Raw genomic sequence first — 17,147 nt, 5'->3', positions numbered from 1 at the left:
AAAGTTCAGACCTATTCGTTGTGACTCAAGCCTTATTTTCTGCAAAATGAGCAACCGAAACACGGATTGTGCGTAGAAGCAGAAGAAAATAAAATCCATATATAGGAAATAACCATATATTTATGGTTTATATATCATTCATTTTAGTTCTAAAACAAAATTAAAAACCAATTAATTTCCAAAAATGGTAGTTGACATTTAATTTTGGTAATTATAGGATGTAAATGTATCCATAAATAACACATTATGGAAACTATAGTCGATTAATAGACTTTAAATATCCCAAAGGAGAGTTATCATGACCATTCCATTTGACCAGTGGCCAGAATGGCCTCAACACTCCGATCGTACCCGCCAGAACATTGAAGAAGTGTTTCAGTCGAACAGATGGGCGATAAGCGGATATTGGACAGGCGAGGAAAGCATGGAACGGAAGTTCGCGAAGGCTTTTGCGGATTTCAACGGGGTCCCTTACTGTGTGCCGACGACGAGCGGCTCCACGGCTTTAATGCTTGCCCTTGAAGCGCTCGGAATAGGCGAAGGGGACGAAGTCATCGTTCCCAGCCTGACTTGGATTGCAACCGCTACCGCCGTATTGAACGTGAATGCGCTTCCTGTTTTTGTGGATGTCGAGGCGGATACCTATTGTATCGATCCCCAATTGATAAAGTCGGCCATTACGGATAAAACGAAAGCCATTATCCCGGTCCATTTGTTCGGAAGTATGGCGAATATGGATGAAATAAACGAAATTGCGCAAGAACACAACCTTTTTGTGATTGAAGATTGCGCGCAAAGCCACGGTTCCGTATGGAACAACCAGCGTGCCGGAACGATTGGAGATATAGGGGCGTTCAGCTGTCAGCAGGGCAAAGTGTTAACGGCCGGAGAAGGGGGAATTATCGTGACGAAAAATCCCCGTTTTTTTGAACTCATCCAACAACTGAGAGCGGATTCCAGGGTTTATTGCGATGACTCCTCCGAATTGATGCACGGTGACATGCAGCTGGTCAAAAAAGGGGACATTCAAGGCTCCAACTATTGCTTGTCCGAATTTCAATCAGCCATCCTTCTGGACCAACTTCAGGAGCTGGATGACAAGAACGCGATCCGGGAAAAGAACGCCATGTTCTTGAACGATGCCTTAAGCAAAATTGATGGCATTAAGGTGATGAAGCGTCCTCCTCAAGTCAGCAGACAAACTTATTACGGGTATGTGTTCCGGTTCGATCCGGTGAAATTCGGCGGGTTGAATGCGGATGAGTTCTGTGAAATTCTTCGTGAAAAGCTCCATATGGGGACGTTTTACCTGCATCCGCCGTATCTCCCCGTACACAAAAATCCGTTGTTCTGCCCCTGGACAAAGAACCGTTATTTGAAATCGGTTCGTAAGACAGAAGCTTATTGGAGAGGGCTTCATTACCCGGTCTCCGAACGGGCTTCCGAGCAATCCATCGTTATCCACCATGCTATTTTACTGGCTGAACCCTCACATCTGTCGCTTCTGGTCGATGCCGTAGCCGAACTTGCCCGGAAATTTTGCGTGACTCATTAACGAAGGATGATTAGCGAGGAGGAATTGGGATGGACAAGCTGTTTTCGATGATCGAAGTAGAAGTCAATTCTCAATGCAACCGCACGTGCTGGTACTGCCCCAACAGTGTATCTCAGCGTAAAGAAAACGGAGAGATGGACCCCGCTTTGTATAAAACGCTGATGGAACAGTTAAGTTCGCTGGATTTTGCGGGACGTATTTCGTTTCACTTTTACGGGGAGCCGCTTTTGTGCAAAAATCTCGATCTGTTTGTGGGCATGACATCGGAATATATCCCTAGAGCAAGGCCCATTATTTACACAAACGGCGATTTTCTCACCGAAAAACGGTTACAAACTTTGACGGAACTGGGTATTCAAAAATTCATTGTGACCCAGCATGCCGGAGCCAAGCACAAATTCAGAGGCGTATACGACCAACTGGCGGGAGCGGACAAAGAAAAAGTGGTCTATCTCGATCATTCGGATCTGATTTTATCCAATCGGGGCGGGATTCTGGATAATATTCCTCAAGCTTCGAAAGCCAACATGTCGTGTATGGTGCCATCCAATCTGGCCGTTGTTACCGTTTTGGGGAACGTGCTTCCATGCTTTGAAGATTTCAATCAAAAGATGGTTATGGGCAATATCAGCGAACATCATATTTCCGATATCTGGAACAATGACAAATTTACATCCTTCCGGAAAATGTTAAAAGAAGGGCATAGAGGCAAATCGGATCTATGCAAAAATTGCAACAATGTAAGCGTGCAGACGGAAGATCAATACGATTATGTGCTGTAACGAAGAGGGGGTGTACGTTTGAATATTTTGCGGCTTACCCCTCATTACTACTTTGAGACTACCGAATGGCCGAGCCGGTTTGATCCGATGGGCGGCATGCAGGTTCAAATCACGAATTTAACGGAATGGCTGGCCGATCAGGGAGTCATGCAGGATGTGCTCACAACCGGCATTCCCGGCATCCCCCGAACATTACAGCTTCGCGAAAGGTTGACCGTCCATTCCGTTCGTTTTATGACGCTGCCCTTTAAGTCCAGCCAAACGGGAACGGTGTTTCTCGATCAGAGCTGGTTCATGGGCGCTGTCAAATGGATCGTTCTGAACGGGAAAAAGAAGAACTACGATGCGATTCATGTCCATGCAAGCGGAGTGGTGTGGCCGTTACTCGCCGGAATGTTCGCTCAAAAATATTTAAAAAAGCCGTTGATTTTAACGATACATTGCAGCCGGATATTTACGTACAAGCCCATGAACAAGTGGGATCAATTCGTTCACGATTTTGTTAAATCCGTGGAATTAAAGAGTATCAAACTCAGCCATAAAGCCGTCGTTCTTACGGACAAGAGACTGGACAGCTACAACCGGCTGCTTGAGGATTCGTCGAAAATGACGGCGATCAGCGACTGTATCGGATCGAATCATCTCAGTCATTCCATCGATTGTCCTTTTTGCAGCCGATTAAAAACCGAGCTTCTCGGCAAAAAAACGGTTTTGTTTCTAGGCAGAATCGCACACGAGAAAGGCTGGGCCACCTTTGTAAGCGTTGCGAAAGAGCTAGCGGACAAAATCGGCGATTTGCAATTCATCGTGTGCGGGGACGGTCCCCAGCGCGAGGCGATGGAAGAACAAATTAAAGCGGCGAATTTGCAGAACCAATTCCGTATCACCGGTTTTATTTCACATAAATTTGTCTCCTGCTATCTGCACCATGCCCAGCTGTTCCTGCTGCCCTCCCACCATGAGGAATTCGGCGGAAGCCTGATTGAAGCCGCCATTGCGGGAGTACCGATCATCTCAACCAATAACGGAGGTCCCGCCGATATTTTCACTCACGGTGAAACCGCGATTTTAACGGACCCGAGCGACGTGTTGGGGATCGCTGACGAGGCTTATAAAATATTGACGAACGACTCCGTTGCCGAGTCCCTGAGGCTCCATTCCAGACCCGAAGTTGTCAGTAAATTTTTGCCTCACTGCGTGTATCCGAATTATTTGAATTTGTACGCTTCAAAAGAGGCTGCCGTCCATGAAGGATAATCCGATCTCTTTGTTTCACGAATTGGAAAGCTACGTCAGAGGAAGCAAGGACCGTCTTCATCGTTACATGTACGCCTGTATCCTGGAGCAGCGATTGGCGGATTTGCTTTTGCTGAGCCGGTGCGGCGTACATCCTGAAGACAGGGATCGTCTGGCTGTCCGGCTGGCCTCTCAACGCAGCCTTTGCGTGCAGGCTGCTTCCGACATTGCGGAAGGTACGCAGGAGGCGGGGGGGAGCACACCGGCATGGCCGGACTACAAGGCTGCCAAATCCTCCGTTACGCAGAAAAGACCGGAGCTGCTCTCTTTAATCAAAGTGATGCAGGAGCTTCGTACCCCGGAATGCTCCGGGTATGATTTGTGCGACTTGGAGGTTTGCCGGGAGGATGCTCTGCACTGGCTGAGAGTCCATGCCGATCCGTCTTCACCGCCTGTACTCATCGGCGTTCGAACCGGCGGGGCTTTCTACGCTCCGTTATGGGCATCGGTTTTGAAGCAGAGGTGGGGGAATGAAGCCCTATATCACACAGTCAGGGCTCTGCGGAAGCCTTCCGATCCGGGCGCGTCCTTGTATTTGCCCGAGGAACTCTCGATGCTGCCGGAGGCAATAAAGTCGGATACGGACATCGTGATCCTGGAAGATCAGCCGCATACGGGCGGGACCGTTCTGGAGCTGGCCGGAAGACTTAGCGTGAAATATCGGCTGAACAAACCTGTCTGGGTATCTTCTCCGGGCCGGTTGTTCAAAATCGAAAACGGCCGGCTTGCGAAGTGCAGCGATCGTATTCCTCTAAATACGGCGACAAGAAAGCGCATCTGGCAGATGCTCGGCAATTCGGAAGAAGTGGTGGAGTTTCTTCTGCCGAAACTCGGTTTATCTGACGCGCGTCCGGCGGATTTGGAAGCGGTCCCTTATAAATCCGTGCCTCATTGGAACGATCCGATGTATCGCCGTGAAGTTCCCTTCCGGATTAATCCGAAGAAAACTCCGCTATTCATCCGACGAAAAAGCACGAATGAGCCGGTCGTATTCGCAAAATTTATCGGGAAAGATCTTTTCGGCGACTTTCAATTTCATCAGCTTAAAAAGTTTGAAAAGTATTCCTCTGATATTTTAGCGTACCAGGACGGTTATGTGATGACCAAATATGAACCGGGATTACGGGAAATGAGAGATATGTTCGTCAACATGCCTTCAGCCGTGACAGGTGAGATTTGCCAAATCATTTCCGGTTACTGGAAAACGCTGCTTGATTCGTGCCAAGTAAGCGGAGGTCATCCCGTTCATCCTTTAGCCGATCATTGGCAGGCCCATCTTGGAGAAATGGAGGACTTCATCGGAAGAAAGCTGCCTTATGATCTGGATTGGTTCGAACAAAGTTTGCATACCGAATGGACCTCGTCCGCTCATGTTTATACGTCCTTGCCTTACGCCAACCGGTACGGGCACTGGAAAGCGAGGCTTTCAGCCGGGAAGCGCTTGAAAACGTACCGTTTTCACATTGACTCCACCTGGGGAGGCACTTCCAGCATCGAGGTGGAACTGGCTTCGTTTCTTTTGGAAAACAGGGTGAGGCCCGATGACTTCCGTCTGCTGGTAAACCAGGTGAAAAAAGAAGCCGAATCCTTAACCATTGGAGCGGTTACCGATGCCCTGCCGATCGCTTGCATCCTGCAAGTCGCGAATCTTTTAAAACAGGCGAAGGGTGAAAGCCGCTTGCCGAAAGGACTGATTTTGTCGGAAGCGATGCAATCATTCGAGTATCTTCAGGCCATGAAGCCGAAGCTTTCGGATGTAAGATAACTGTCAAGGTCGAACGAAACCACGCACATGCTTGAGGAGGCTTTGTATGAATAGCTTCGGAATAAAATGCGAGAGATTGTTGGAGCTGCGGAACAATAAAACGTTTACAGCGCATATTCCCCCTCTTTATCCGATCGATCCTACAGCTGCCGTTGAATTCCTGGAACAATACAGCGGTACCGAGGAGGAATTGCCAGGCCGGCTGGCCCAGTACATGGAGCAGCGCGAACCATCCCGGTTCGATCAAATTAAAAAAGTTTGCGGGGACCTTCCATGGATTGTCAGAAGCTCCGGGGAAGAAGACTTAAACGAAACGACGAATGCCGGCGCTTATCTCAGTTTGGTTTGTGAGCGCAGGGATAGCTTTTACGAAGTGCTTGCGCAGGTCATGCTCAGCGGAAGCACGGAGCACGCCAGGAACCAGAATAGACGTTTCGTGAACCGGCATCTGCACGATCATGAACCTATTCCCGTTTTTGTCCAGCCGTTGGTTCAATCGGAGCATACGGGCCATCCCGTTCCTTATGATGCAACCCCTTATGTCAAGGGAGAGGATTTACAAACGATCATCGGTCTGCTTAAAAACCTCCACAGCACCATGCCGGACTATGCGCTTGATTGCGAATGGGTAGGGGACTCGGATTTCGGAACGATTTCCATGACAAGCTTAACGGAACTTGTCGACGGAAATCTTACGGGGCAGATTGCTTTCGGTTTCGATCTTTTCTCTACGCAGCATGTGAAAGCGAACAATAGTGTCCGGTATTTACTGTCGGGCGACGAGTTGAACTTGTGGCAGGGGCATATTTTTCAGGAAGTGAACATGCAAAGCTTGTTTCTGGTGCAGACAAGACCGGCTAAGAACTACCGCTTGTTCCAGCATGTCTACGAGCTGTCGGCTTCCTCCAAAAAGGAATTGGAAAAGGACGCCGCCCTTTGTCTGGATGCAAAGGAGTTCATCTCGCAGGGCGGCAAGCCGTTCTTCGGCAAGTTTATTAAGGCGGTTACCTTGAACGAAGCCTGGAACGCCTATCTTCAGTACACCAGCAAAGACGTTAAGGAGGATATTGCCGCTATCCTGGTGGAATTCGGTACGAGAACGGAACATGCCGGAATTATGTTTAACCAGGTCGGCATCCCGGTCATTCGTATCGAGATCACGCTTATACCGGAAAGTATGAATTATATCGTACTTGATCCGTTTTCCCTGCAGTGCCGTTTGTACAGCCACAACAAAGAAGTCAAGGCATTGCAATACGAGACCAGGGAAATTATTCCCCTACCGGATAACTGCATTCTTGTTCAGGATCGCGAAGAGAAGCAGCAGCGGGAAGCTATGGCGGTATCGGCGGACGAGCACTTTAACGAGGCGTTGAACAAGCCCTTCTTCTCGGAAAAGACTAAACAGCATTTGACGGCAAATAGTGCCTATCCGGATTACAGCTTCATTTTTCACGGAGAAGAGGGTGTCCGATCACCGAGTTACTACGCAAATGAGGCCGAACGGTTGACGGCTGAAACGGTTGACGCATTTCTAAAAAGCCGTGAGTGGCCGGAAGCATCGGCGAATTATTTTCTGGCCTTGTTTCATGCGAAAAACTTGCTCAAAGACCGGAACATCGCCGCTTATTTCGAACGGAAGCCGGAAGACCGGGGCCGGTCTAATGAAACGCTCGTGTACTGGAAAGTGCTGCGCATCCATCATCTGCTGGCCAAATGCAGCAGCCGGGACCGGGAAACGCTATTGGAGCGGGTCCGTTCGGAAATGAACGTGAATTCGGCCGTAATCGAGCTGCGGCTGGACGTGCTGTTTTTATTCGAGCAATATCTGGACGCCTTGTGCATTTATTCGAAGCGGGAGGAAGAGGCGCTGATCCAAAACTTTATCGGCATTCTTTCTTCCGTTAAGGATGAAGACCTGCCGATCGTTCTGGACCTAGCCCGCAACGGGATTTTTAACGCGGGTCACCTGTGCCAATTTTTAAAGCAGGCCATAGAGAACCGGCACTTGTTCGATCTCTACCGGAATTATTCTCTCGTCAGCAAAGAGTTTGCCATCCTTCCGTACGATTTGAGCGTCATCGGCAGATTCCCGTATTTTAACGAGGTTTTCGTTGATTTGAACAACGAGATGAATAAATACGAGTCGCTCGGCGAGTTAAGCAGCTCTATTTTTCATACCGTAGTCGAAACGTACGATAAATCGGCCAAAGAAATTCTTTTAAGTGTGATAGATGACGGCAGTCCGTCTTATTATCAAGCGTATCTCAGACTGTTAACCGAATGGCTCGGTTTAATCCGGCAGTTCGATAAGAACGAGCAAGTGATTCAAACCTTCCTTGACTGGATCGGGGTCCAAGAAGATCGGCAAGCGGAAATCGAAGATTACTTCCTGGAAGAAATTCATTGGAAAACAAGAATACAAGAAGCCGAGGCCGTTATTGCCGAAGACTTGTCGTTAACCAATTTGCATCAACTGCACAATGTGCTGCACCAGTGGTCGCTATATTTGGTTCCCGCGTCCAATGGCGCTCATATGCCTCTTTTCGTCAAAGAAATGGTGGCGTTCGCCCAATCTTTTTCCGAACAGGAAAACCGTTTGCTGCGGATGCAAAAGGACTTTTTTGAAATCGAGCTGGCGATGTGTACGCACAAGGCAGGGTTTATGTTCTACAAGCATTCCGTTTCTGTCGAATTTAGCGAGCCTCCTTCCGTACATGACGACGAAATCGCGAGATTATCGGCTTTTGCGTCCTTTATGAACAAGTGCAACGACTGGTTCGAGGCTTATCGTTTCCGCACTCATTACGAGAAGGTAGCCGGAACCTGGACCTGTTATATGACTGTAAAATCCAGCGAAGACGGCGCACTTCAGCAAAGCGATTACAAAACGATTTTTCACATCATCCGGTTTGTTTTAGACAGCTCGTACGATTTTTCGCATAATCCGCTTTCTGCGGTTGAAGATTTGACCGCTCAATTTAATGACCCGGAATGGAAAGATATTTTCCGGAAGCTGGTAAACTATCGTGTCCATTTTGACGATGAAGGGCAGTTTATCAACTTGAAATTATTCGCCATGTCCACGTTCTTTACGTACCTGTGTCTTTCGCCGTCTCTGCGAAGCCGCCTGCTCTCTTTGTATCGGGAAGGGTTCGATCGTATGGTCGGTGAGCTCGCCGTACTGGAAGACGGGATGGCGCGCGCCGGTCATTATTCGGAATGGCTCGAGCATTATGAATCGGCAACCTATACCGCCTTATTCCTTGCGGCTATTTATCCTCTGGAGACAGTGGGCAAACTGGAGGCGCTGCATGACCGGCGGTTAACCTACGATATCGTGTCCAGAAACTTGCTGAAGCACAAAGATGCCGCCAACAAAGTTATCGAGACGCTGCCGTCCTGGGATAAAGCGCTGCAATCCAGCGTGACGGACAAGCTGCTGCACTATTGTCCGGCTAAATTTTTCAAAACCGTTTCTTCTGTTAACGAAGTGGCCAAAGAGCTCTCCAAACGAAGCAAATCGTTTAAACGTGCCAAGCAGGTTTTGCTCAACGCGTATGCGGACTCCTTGGAGCCAGACATTTTACAACAATTCACCGACGACTTGCAGTACGTCCCTTATGCCGGGACCGAGGCGCAAAATCAACGGCTGGATAAATGCCTGACGGATTCCGGTAAAAAGAGATATGACATTCAAAAAGAAATTTTGTATATCTGATCCGCCGTACCGCATGTCATGACTAAGGAGTGAGCGTTGAAATGAAACAGGATTTGGTTGAAAATTCGGAAAAGCTGCTAGCTGTACTCGGTACTCATATCGATTCGCCGGTCGATCCTTTCCGCAATGAAAGAGTAATGTTTTCAAGGGGAAGCGGGGCTTACTTATTCGATTACAACGGGGGCAATTATATCGACCTGATGAACGGGAAGGGCTCGATTATATTGGGGCATAACGATCCTCACCTCAACGCCGCTTTGCGGAATTTTCTGGAGCAGGACCGGGAAATAGTGACGGGTCCGTCCAAACCGATCGTCGAGCTGGCCGAACGGATTAAGAAAGACAGTGCTTTGCCGGATGCGAAAGTGTCGTTCTACGCGACCGGCACCGCCGCCTGCAGAGCGGCCGTGTATGCCGCACGCGATTACAGCGGCAAGAAAATCGTCCTCAGCTCGGGGTATCACGGCTGGGATCCCATGTGGAGGCAGCAGGGGGCCCTGCTGGAACCGAATGAGGACGGGGTGATTGAGTTTTATTTCATCCCCGAGCTGCTGGAACGCGCCTTAACGGCGCACAAGGATCAAGTCGCCCTGGTTCTGTTCTCGCCGGACTATACGTATTTATCGGCGTCGACGATAGAGAGAATCCTTGGCATATGCCGGGCACACGGAGTCCTGGTTTGCTGCGACGATGTGAAACAAGGCTACCGGCACCGTCAAGGATCATCGCTCGAGATGGTGACGGCCGAGAAGGCCGACATGTACGTCTTCTCCAAAGGGTTGTCGAACGGGCACCGGATTTCATGCCTGGTGAGTACGGACGAAATTATGGCGGAGACCAAGGAACACACGTACACGGCCTACTACCAGATGCTGCCGATTCTGTCGTCCCTGGAAACGCTGAAAAAAATGGAAACCGGTAAAGGCTACGATTTGATACGTTTCTACGGCCATGCCTTGACCGGGAACTTAAAGGAGCTGTTCGCTCAGTCGGCTTTGCCTATCGAAGTCAACGGAAGTTCCATTTTTCAGCTGGTATTCGGAGACGAAGAGCTGGAGGAGGCATTTTACCGGGAAGCCTTCAATCAGGGACTCATTCTATTCGAGGGGGATAATCAGTCGCTTTCCCTGTGCATGGACAAAGACGTCCAAGTGGACCTCCTTCGCAGGTTTGCGAACGTAACCGATGTCTTATCGGAGCAATTTAAACACCTGAGAGGCAAAGAGGTTACGACCGAGCAAACGTTCAGGACCGCTTGGAACATGATTGACGGGGCATCGGATTTGCTCCCCTATGAGAAACAGCTCAAACTTCTCGATAATTTGATCGGTGGAGGTTAACATGACGACTACACAAATTTGTTTTGCGGACCGGTGTTTTAACTTTTCATTCGGCGAACAAGTTCTGGAATCGATTGAATCCTATATTCCCCGGGATGAATTCGATCAATATATCGTGATTTCGGACTCGGGGGTACCGGACTCTATTGTTCATCATGCCGCCGAGTACTTCGGCAAACTCGCCCCTGTACATATTCTTCGCTTCCAGGGCGGAGAAGAATACAAAACACTCTCAACCGTGACAAATTTGCAAGAGCAGGCAATTGCTCTGGGAGCCAACCGCAGAACCGCTATCGTAGCGGTTGGCGGAGGGTTAACCGGGAACGTGGCCGGAGTGGCGGCCGGTATGATGTTTCGCGGGATTGCGCTTATTCACGTCCCGACCACGTTTTTGGCGGCCTCCGATTCGGTTCTTTCGATTAAGCAGGCTGTTAATTTAACGAGCGGAAAGAACCTGGTCGGCTTTTATTATCCGCCCCGCTTCGTGTTCGCCGATACCCGAATCTTGTCGGAGTCGCCGCCCCGTCAGGTGAAAGCGGGAATGTGCGAGCTGGTTAAAAATATGCTCATCCTGGAAAACGATAACAAAGAATTTACAGAGGATGACTTAAATTCAACCAATGTGTATTCTCCGAAGCAGTTGGAGACGTTTATTAACTTCTGCATTTCGGCCAAAATGTCGGTATTAAGCGAAGATATTTACGAGAAAAAGAAGGGCCTGATCTTTGAATACGGCCATACGATCGGTCATGCGATCGAGCTTGCCGAGCAGGGAGGAATCACTCACGGAGAAGCCATTGCAGTGGGCATGATTTACGCCGCTAAAATAGCGAACCGGATGAACCTGATGTCCGAGCATGACGTGTCCGCACATTACTGGCTTTTAAATAAAATAGGGGCTTTGCAGGATATTCCGCTCAAATCGGACCCGGATTCGATCTTCCATTATTTAATCCACGATAACAAGAGAGGCTACATTAAGCTGGATGAGGATAATTTGGGCATGATTTTACTTAGCGGAGTAGGGAAACCGGCGGTGTATAACCAATCCCTGCTTACCCCTGTCAGAAAAACGCTCATAAAAGAAGTGATCCGGGAAGGGCTGTAAGAATGAATCAGGATAAGCGTGCTTTTATGTTTATCTCGCCTCACTTCGATGATGTCATTTTGTCGTGCGCCTCGACTTTAATGGAACTGGTGAATCAGGGGCACACCTGCAAGGTGCTGACCGTATTCGGGGGCTGCCCGTCGGTTCGCTTTCAGCCCGGCGAGATTGCCAGACAGTATGCGGCCGAGGATTTGGGACTGTTCGAGGATGAAATAGAGGGCGACCACTTGTCCATACTCGTGGCGCGCCGCCTTCAGGAGGATCAGCAGGCTTTCCGGCATCTTGCCGGTGTACAGGTTGAAGTACTGTCCTTTCCGGATGCCATCTACAGGGAAAATAAGGGGCAGCCTTATTACCGGACGGAGGAAGACTTATTCGGCCTTCCGGACAAACAGGACGAAGACATTTTCCTGCCTAAAATCGAAAAATATTTGCAGTCCTGCGATCTTGCCCGGAAATTCACCTGGGTATTTCCCGCCATCTCCAAACATGTCGATCACCAGTTGCTGACCAAAGCCGGGTTGAGGCTGATGTCGCAAGGGTATCCGGTGCTTTTCTATTCCGAATTTCCGTACTGGCAGCAGTACAATGAGTTTTTACAGGACGGATGGCGTCAATTGGAATTGAGAAACAGCGTCTACACGCCGGTAAAAAGAGCCGCTGTATTGGAATACAAAACGCAGCTGCTCGGATTGTTCGGCGAGGAGGCGGAAACGAAAATCAATAATGGCGATATCCTTAGCGAAGCCGAGCTATTTTGGATACAAGGAACGGATACTCAGGTTTGGCGGGTATTCCGGGCAATAAGTTCCGAACCGCTTCAAACCTGACACAAAGAAAAGGAGTGCTTACCATGGAGATTTTAACGTACACGGGTCCAAGTCGATTAATCGTGGAAACGGCAGAAGAATTGCCGTTAAAAAGCGGCGAATGCCGGATACAGTCCCTCTATTCGGGGATCAGTCACGGAACGGAAATGGGAGCTTACAGAGGAATCGCTCCCTATTTCACAAGAGACATGGATTCCGAAACCCGGTTGTTCGAGGACCTGGCCGAAGAGCACAAAGTTAAATATCCGATCCGGAGCTGCGAGGACGACGCCTGGTTTATCGGGTATTCGAACGTAGGGAAAATTATTGAAGTTGGAGCCGATGTCGAAGGATTTTCGGTCGGAGATATCGTGTTTTCCCACGGCAGGCATCAAACGATCGTGTGCAAGCATCACAAAAAGATCTTTAAACTTCCCCAAAAGCTGGAGCCTGAGCTCGGCATCTTCTACACAAACCTGATGACGGCTTATAACGCTGTATTGGACACGAGAATTAAAATCGGGGACGTTGTCGTCGTATCGGGACTCGGTGTAGTCGGGCAGTTAATCGCTCAATTAGCTAAACTGTCCGGCGCCACAGTCGTCGGAGTGGACCCGCTTGAGAACAGACTGAACATCGCCAGGGAAGTTGAAATCGACCATGTGTTTAATCCGAATCGGACGGATGTCGCCAAGGAAATCAGAGAGATTACGAATAACCGGGGTGCCGATGCCGTCTTTGAAGTATCCGGTCATTCGACGGCTTTAAATCAGGCGATTCGCATAGCGGCGCCGGACACGGTAATTACAGCCGTAGGCTGGTATCAGGGCGGGCAATCGGTGCTGAATCTTTCCGAAGAATTTCACCAGAACCGGATTACGATCCGCGCTTCGCAAACCCTCGGGATCGACCCTTCCATCAGCCATATGTATAACGATGCGAGAAGAAGGAATATCGGGAAAGATCTGCTGCTCAAGCTGAAGCTCCGTAACCTGATCAGCCACCGGATTCCGTTCGGCGATGCGCCGAAAGCCTACGAAATGATCGATAAACATCCGCATGAAGTTCTGCAGGTCGTTCTGACCTACTCTTAAGGGGGAAGCCCATGATCGTTTTAATAACCGGCGCGAACCGCGGGCTGGGACTGAGTCTTTGTGAGGTTTTTCTGGAACGGGGCCATCACGTTCTTGCCGGAGTGAGAAACATGAACAGAGCCGAGCAGCTGCTCCCGTTAAAAACCAAGTACAAGGAAGAGCTGAGCATCATTCCCGTGGATGTAAGCAGCCAGGATTCAATCCGGCAGGCTTATTCCCTGATTACCGCCGTGACGCCAAAGCTTGACGCGATTATCAATAATGCGGCCCGTGAAGGCATACGATGCAAAATGATCCAGGAAGTGGACATCGCGGATTTCGAAGAAACGTGGAAAACGAACGTTTTGGGTCCGATGGCCATTATCAAATACCTCAAGCCTATGATGGAAAGCAGCGCGGTCAAAAGCATTCTTAATATCAGCTCCGAGGCCGGAAGCATTTCCGAACTTCCTTTGAAAACATACGGTTATTGTATCTCCAAAGCGGCTCTTAATATGTTTACCCGTATGCTGGAGAGAGAACTGAAGCCGGAGAACTTTAAGGTCCTTGCGGTTCACCCCGGCTGGATGAAAACCGAAATGGGGGGAGAGGACGCCCCTTACGAACCCGGTGAAATCGCCCGGCATTTGTACGAACGCCTCACGGAATCACTCGGGAATGAGGTTGATTTCAACATCGTCGATCATCTTGGAAACCGCATGCCCCTGTAAGGGAGTTCAAGGCGATGATTAGCTGGACGAAAGCTTTTACCAAAGCCGTTTAAAGGGGAGAATTTTCATGCCCAAATTATTTGTCTACGGGACCCTGCGTGAGGGAGAAAACAATCACAAGTATATGAAAGAAGCCACCCTGCTTTCACGAAAGGCCAGCATAACCGGCTCCTTGGTTGATACCGGCAACGGTTACCCCGGCTTATTGCTGGACAATCAGCTGGTGGCGGGCGAGTGGTATGAAGTCTCGGAAGAAACGCTGAAACGGATAGATGAGCTGGAAGAGTATTTCGGTCCCGGGGATACAAGAAACTTATTTGACCGAATCGAATGCCAAGTAAACGAGAGCGGCGGAACACACCTGGGTTGGACGTATGTTTACAACCGGGACGATTACCTGGAAACAAGGTTTTCCGACTGGAAACAATACCGGTTGCAGCATGCTTCCGGAATAGAGGAGAAGCAAGATGTGCCTCACTCGTTATGATGAGAAATTTTTCGATTGCAGAAAATCGCAAATAATCGCGTACTTGGACTCAAAACGGGTCCCCGTCATCCCTCTATTTTATAACAGTTATCAAAGTACAGCGGAAATTTACCGTCAGATCTTTATCGAAAATAAGAGCAAGTGGAAGTATTCGGAGCCTTCTTTTTCCGACGATGATTTACTAAGAAAAGGAATTATGCCTGTTCGGACTTCTTTTCCCGACTTCAGCCAGGCTTTGGATTGTTTAAAGGATTTGCTGGCCCGGCATAAACTCGTTTTCGTATGGGGGGACGAGTATTATCTGCCTTACCGGAAGGAAGCCTTCCATGCCATTCATTCCACTCATTCGCTTGTCGTCACGGGATATGACGGTGAGAACAAGGCATACTACGTGGAAGATTGGGACGGGCTCTACGGATATTTGCCGGCTGCGCATTTGGAAGCGGCTTTCGACAGTCTGTCCGGGCAGATGCGGACATTGTTGGTTCTGGAACTTAACGACGAGGAAATGCGGGAAAACAAAGAAGAAGATCTGGCCTTGTTCCGGCAGTGGCTGCAAGCCTTTGAGGACGACTATATCTTCTACGACCGGGTGCTGCTCGATATGCGTGATTACGAGGAAAACCGGCTGATCTCGATGGATCACGGTTTACGTTTAATCGCCGCATCCCGGCATGTTTTCTCCAAGTTTCTTCATTATATAGAGGATGCCCCGGAGGAAGTCGGCCTCCTTATCCGCAATCATCAACTCGCTAACCATATCGCGACCATCGTCAGGCGATACATGATCGCCAAACAGATCGACTGGGACGGCGCAGCTTGCAAGATTCAGCAATTAAGAGAGCAAGAGGACGACTTTATGCGGAAGCTAAAGAGTCGTTACGGCTAGTTACGGCACCAAAAGCGGATAAACCGCTGTGCGGAAACCGTCATCCATTACAGAAGGAGTTGAATGCGATGTCTTTAGAAACTCAGGAAAATGTTCGGACCGCTCAAATTGTATCCTGTGTGAATGAAATTCTACAGACGAAGGAATCCATTACCCCGGAAACCGATTTGTTTCTGCTTGGGTTGGACTCGGTAACCGCCGTGAATCTGATCGTCAGTTTGGAAAGCCAATTCGGTATCACGTTTAACGACGACGAACTGATCGTAGAAAATTTTTCGACGGTGCGGAAAATTACGGAACATGTGACGGATAAACTTGAGGGAACCTTATGAAGTTCACTCATCCGCTGGATTATTATCGTCTGAACGGCAAACAAATCCTGTGGTACATGAATATCGGCGAAGACCAGGACAGCCAGGCGTCGAATTACTTTCCCTCCGTCAAGGACCCTCAATCCGAGAAGATTGTCGTGCAGCAGGAGCAGCAGCTTCTCTTTCTGGCGAGGCCGCAGGACACGGTATTTTTTCATACGATGCCGGAGCAAGCCTTTCTCGATTATTGGAAAGAGCGCCGCCTCTCCTTGCCGTCGATAATTTGTTGCGACGAACTTTCGCAAGTGCCTGACCTGGCGCGTTATACGGTTATCCCGTTCATCGTTTCGGATCATCTGCTTGAGCTGAAGCGGCGGTATCCGCACATGGATATCCTTGCGCCGGATTTGGCGGTCTGCCGGGAAATCAACCACAAGTTCAACACGAGAAGACTTATGGAGAAGAACGGGTTCAACGTCACAACCGGTTATTTCTGCAGCGATATCGAGAGCTTGGAGCATGCCTACGATCAGCTCATTTCCGCCGGCTTTTCCAAATGCGTGTTAAAAGTTCCATACGGTTCGTCGGGTAAAGGTCTCAAAGTCATCGACAACGAACGGAATTTCCGTTTTTTGCTGAATTATATTCGAAACCGCCAGACAAACGTCGACCTGCTCCTGGAAGGCTGGCATCCCCACCGTCTCAGCTTGACGTCTCAGCTTTTCATTTCCGAATATGAAGTCCATCTGCTGGCCGTCACCGAGCAAATCGTAGACCCGAACGGTGTCTACAAAGGAACGAATTTCACGCCTGCCTTATCGCAAACGGAAGCGGCCGAATATCGCGAAGAAATTTTGCGGGCAGGAGAACTGATACGGCAGATGGGGTACACCGGCGTGCTTGGGATCGATTCGATCATCGATACGAATGGAGAACTGATTCCGGTTATCGAGATTAACGCCAGGCTCACTCAGGTCACCTATATTCTTCCTCTGGTTATCGAACAGAAGAAGCGTTATGAGTTTGTCGAAAGCAGGGTGCTGGTGTTTAATTCCAGGGCGGATCTAAATTATGAAGATTACGTAAACGATCTCTCGGAAGTGACCCGCGATTTACCGGTCGAAATCGATCTATACAATTTCTGCAAGGCTTCGGGAGCCTTTAAAAACACCTATAAGCTCTTTGTGTTAGTCTCTGCCCACAATTCCGAACAGCTGAAAAAGGCCCGAAGCCTGCTTGACGAGCTGAACACAAAAATGACAACGGCTGTTCATTAAGTC

The 17,147-nt window shown here is 49.1% G+C and carries 14 protein-coding genes; all 14 read left to right on the top strand.

The annotated features are described in order from the left end of the window. The first annotated feature begins 298 nt into the window (after positions 1-298). The 14 genes from HMPREF1207_RS00880 to HMPREF1207_RS00815 all read left to right on the top strand — a co-directional run bounded on the left by HMPREF1207_RS00880 (position 299) and on the right by HMPREF1207_RS00815 (position 17,144). Positions 299-1,555, top strand: coding sequence for a DegT/DnrJ/EryC1/StrS aminotransferase family protein (locus HMPREF1207_RS00880; RefSeq protein WP_009676499.1), 1,257 nt, complete (start codon positions 299-301; stop codon positions 1,553-1,555). Between the two features lie 29 nt (positions 1,556-1,584). Then, positions 1,585-2,337: a radical SAM/SPASM domain-containing protein gene (locus HMPREF1207_RS00875; protein ID WP_009676482.1), complete on the top strand. Its 753-nt coding sequence runs from the start codon at positions 1,585-1,587 to the stop codon at positions 2,335-2,337. An 18-nt stretch (positions 2,338-2,355) separates the two neighbouring features. Next, positions 2,356-3,594 (top strand): glycosyltransferase, encoded by a 1,239-nt coding sequence (locus tag HMPREF1207_RS00870; RefSeq protein ID WP_009676513.1) that lies wholly within the window; start codon positions 2,356-2,358, stop codon positions 3,592-3,594. Beyond that, the gene (locus HMPREF1207_RS00865; RefSeq protein ID WP_009676458.1) at positions 3,584-5,398 is read left to right on the top strand and encodes a hypothetical protein; all 1,815 of its coding nucleotides are present in this window, start codon (positions 3,584-3,586) and stop codon (positions 5,396-5,398) included. The genes HMPREF1207_RS00870 and HMPREF1207_RS00865 overlap by 11 nt, the downstream gene beginning before the upstream one ends. A 46-nt stretch (positions 5,399-5,444) precedes the next feature. After that, positions 5,445-9,119 (top strand): hypothetical protein, encoded by a 3,675-nt coding sequence (locus HMPREF1207_RS00860; protein WP_009676464.1) that lies wholly within the window; start codon positions 5,445-5,447, stop codon positions 9,117-9,119. 41 nt (positions 9,120-9,160) lie between these two features. Then, positions 9,161-10,459 (top strand): aminotransferase class III-fold pyridoxal phosphate-dependent enzyme, encoded by a 1,299-nt coding sequence (locus HMPREF1207_RS00855; protein ID WP_009676433.1) that lies wholly within the window; start codon positions 9,161-9,163, stop codon positions 10,457-10,459. Position 10,460: 1 nt separating this feature from the next. Continuing rightward, positions 10,461-11,567, top strand: coding sequence for a 2-deoxy-scyllo-inosose synthase (locus tag HMPREF1207_RS00850; protein ID WP_009676472.1), 1,107 nt, complete (start codon positions 10,461-10,463; stop codon positions 11,565-11,567). Positions 11,568-11,569: 2 nt separating this feature from the next. After that, the gene (locus HMPREF1207_RS00845) at positions 11,570-12,397 is read left to right on the top strand and encodes a PIG-L deacetylase family protein (RefSeq protein ID WP_009676460.1); all 828 of its coding nucleotides are present in this window, start codon (positions 11,570-11,572) and stop codon (positions 12,395-12,397) included. 23 nt (positions 12,398-12,420) lie between these two features. Continuing rightward, entirely contained in the window at positions 12,421-13,470 is a 1,050-nt protein-coding gene (locus HMPREF1207_RS00840; RefSeq protein WP_009676447.1) for a zinc-dependent alcohol dehydrogenase, read from the top strand. Positions 13,471-13,481: 11 nt separating this feature from the next. After that, positions 13,482-14,180, top strand: a complete 699-nt coding sequence (locus HMPREF1207_RS00835) for an SDR family oxidoreductase (RefSeq protein WP_009676467.1) — start codon at positions 13,482-13,484, stop codon at positions 14,178-14,180. Positions 14,181-14,247: 67 nt separating this feature from the next. Then, on the top strand, positions 14,248-14,667 hold the full coding sequence (locus HMPREF1207_RS00830; RefSeq protein ID WP_009676491.1) for a gamma-glutamylcyclotransferase family protein: 420 nt from the start codon (positions 14,248-14,250) through the stop codon (positions 14,665-14,667). Between the two features lie 196 nt (positions 14,668-14,863). Then, positions 14,864-15,556 carry a BtrH N-terminal domain-containing protein gene (locus HMPREF1207_RS00825; RefSeq protein ID WP_231391991.1) on the top strand — a complete coding sequence of 231 codons (693 nt, stop codon included), beginning with the start codon at positions 14,864-14,866 and terminating at the stop codon, positions 15,554-15,556. Positions 15,557-15,624: 68 nt separating this feature from the next. Then, positions 15,625-15,888, top strand: coding sequence for an acyl carrier protein (locus HMPREF1207_RS00820; protein ID WP_009676518.1), 264 nt, complete (start codon positions 15,625-15,627; stop codon positions 15,886-15,888). Continuing rightward, positions 15,885-17,144 carry an ATP-grasp domain-containing protein gene (locus tag HMPREF1207_RS00815; RefSeq protein WP_009676501.1) on the top strand — a complete coding sequence of 420 codons (1,260 nt, stop codon included), beginning with the start codon at positions 15,885-15,887 and terminating at the stop codon, positions 17,142-17,144. Before HMPREF1207_RS00820 ends, HMPREF1207_RS00815 begins: the two co-directional genes overlap by 4 nt. Positions 17,145-17,147 lie beyond the last annotated feature (3 nt).

It is taken from the genome of Paenibacillus sp. HGH0039 (assembly GCF_000411255.1).
Taxonomy (GTDB): domain Bacteria; phylum Bacillota; class Bacilli; order Paenibacillales; family NBRC-103111; genus Paenibacillus_F.
Note: the sequence above shows the minus strand (reverse complement) of the source record. Positions and strands in the feature narration are given on the sequence as shown.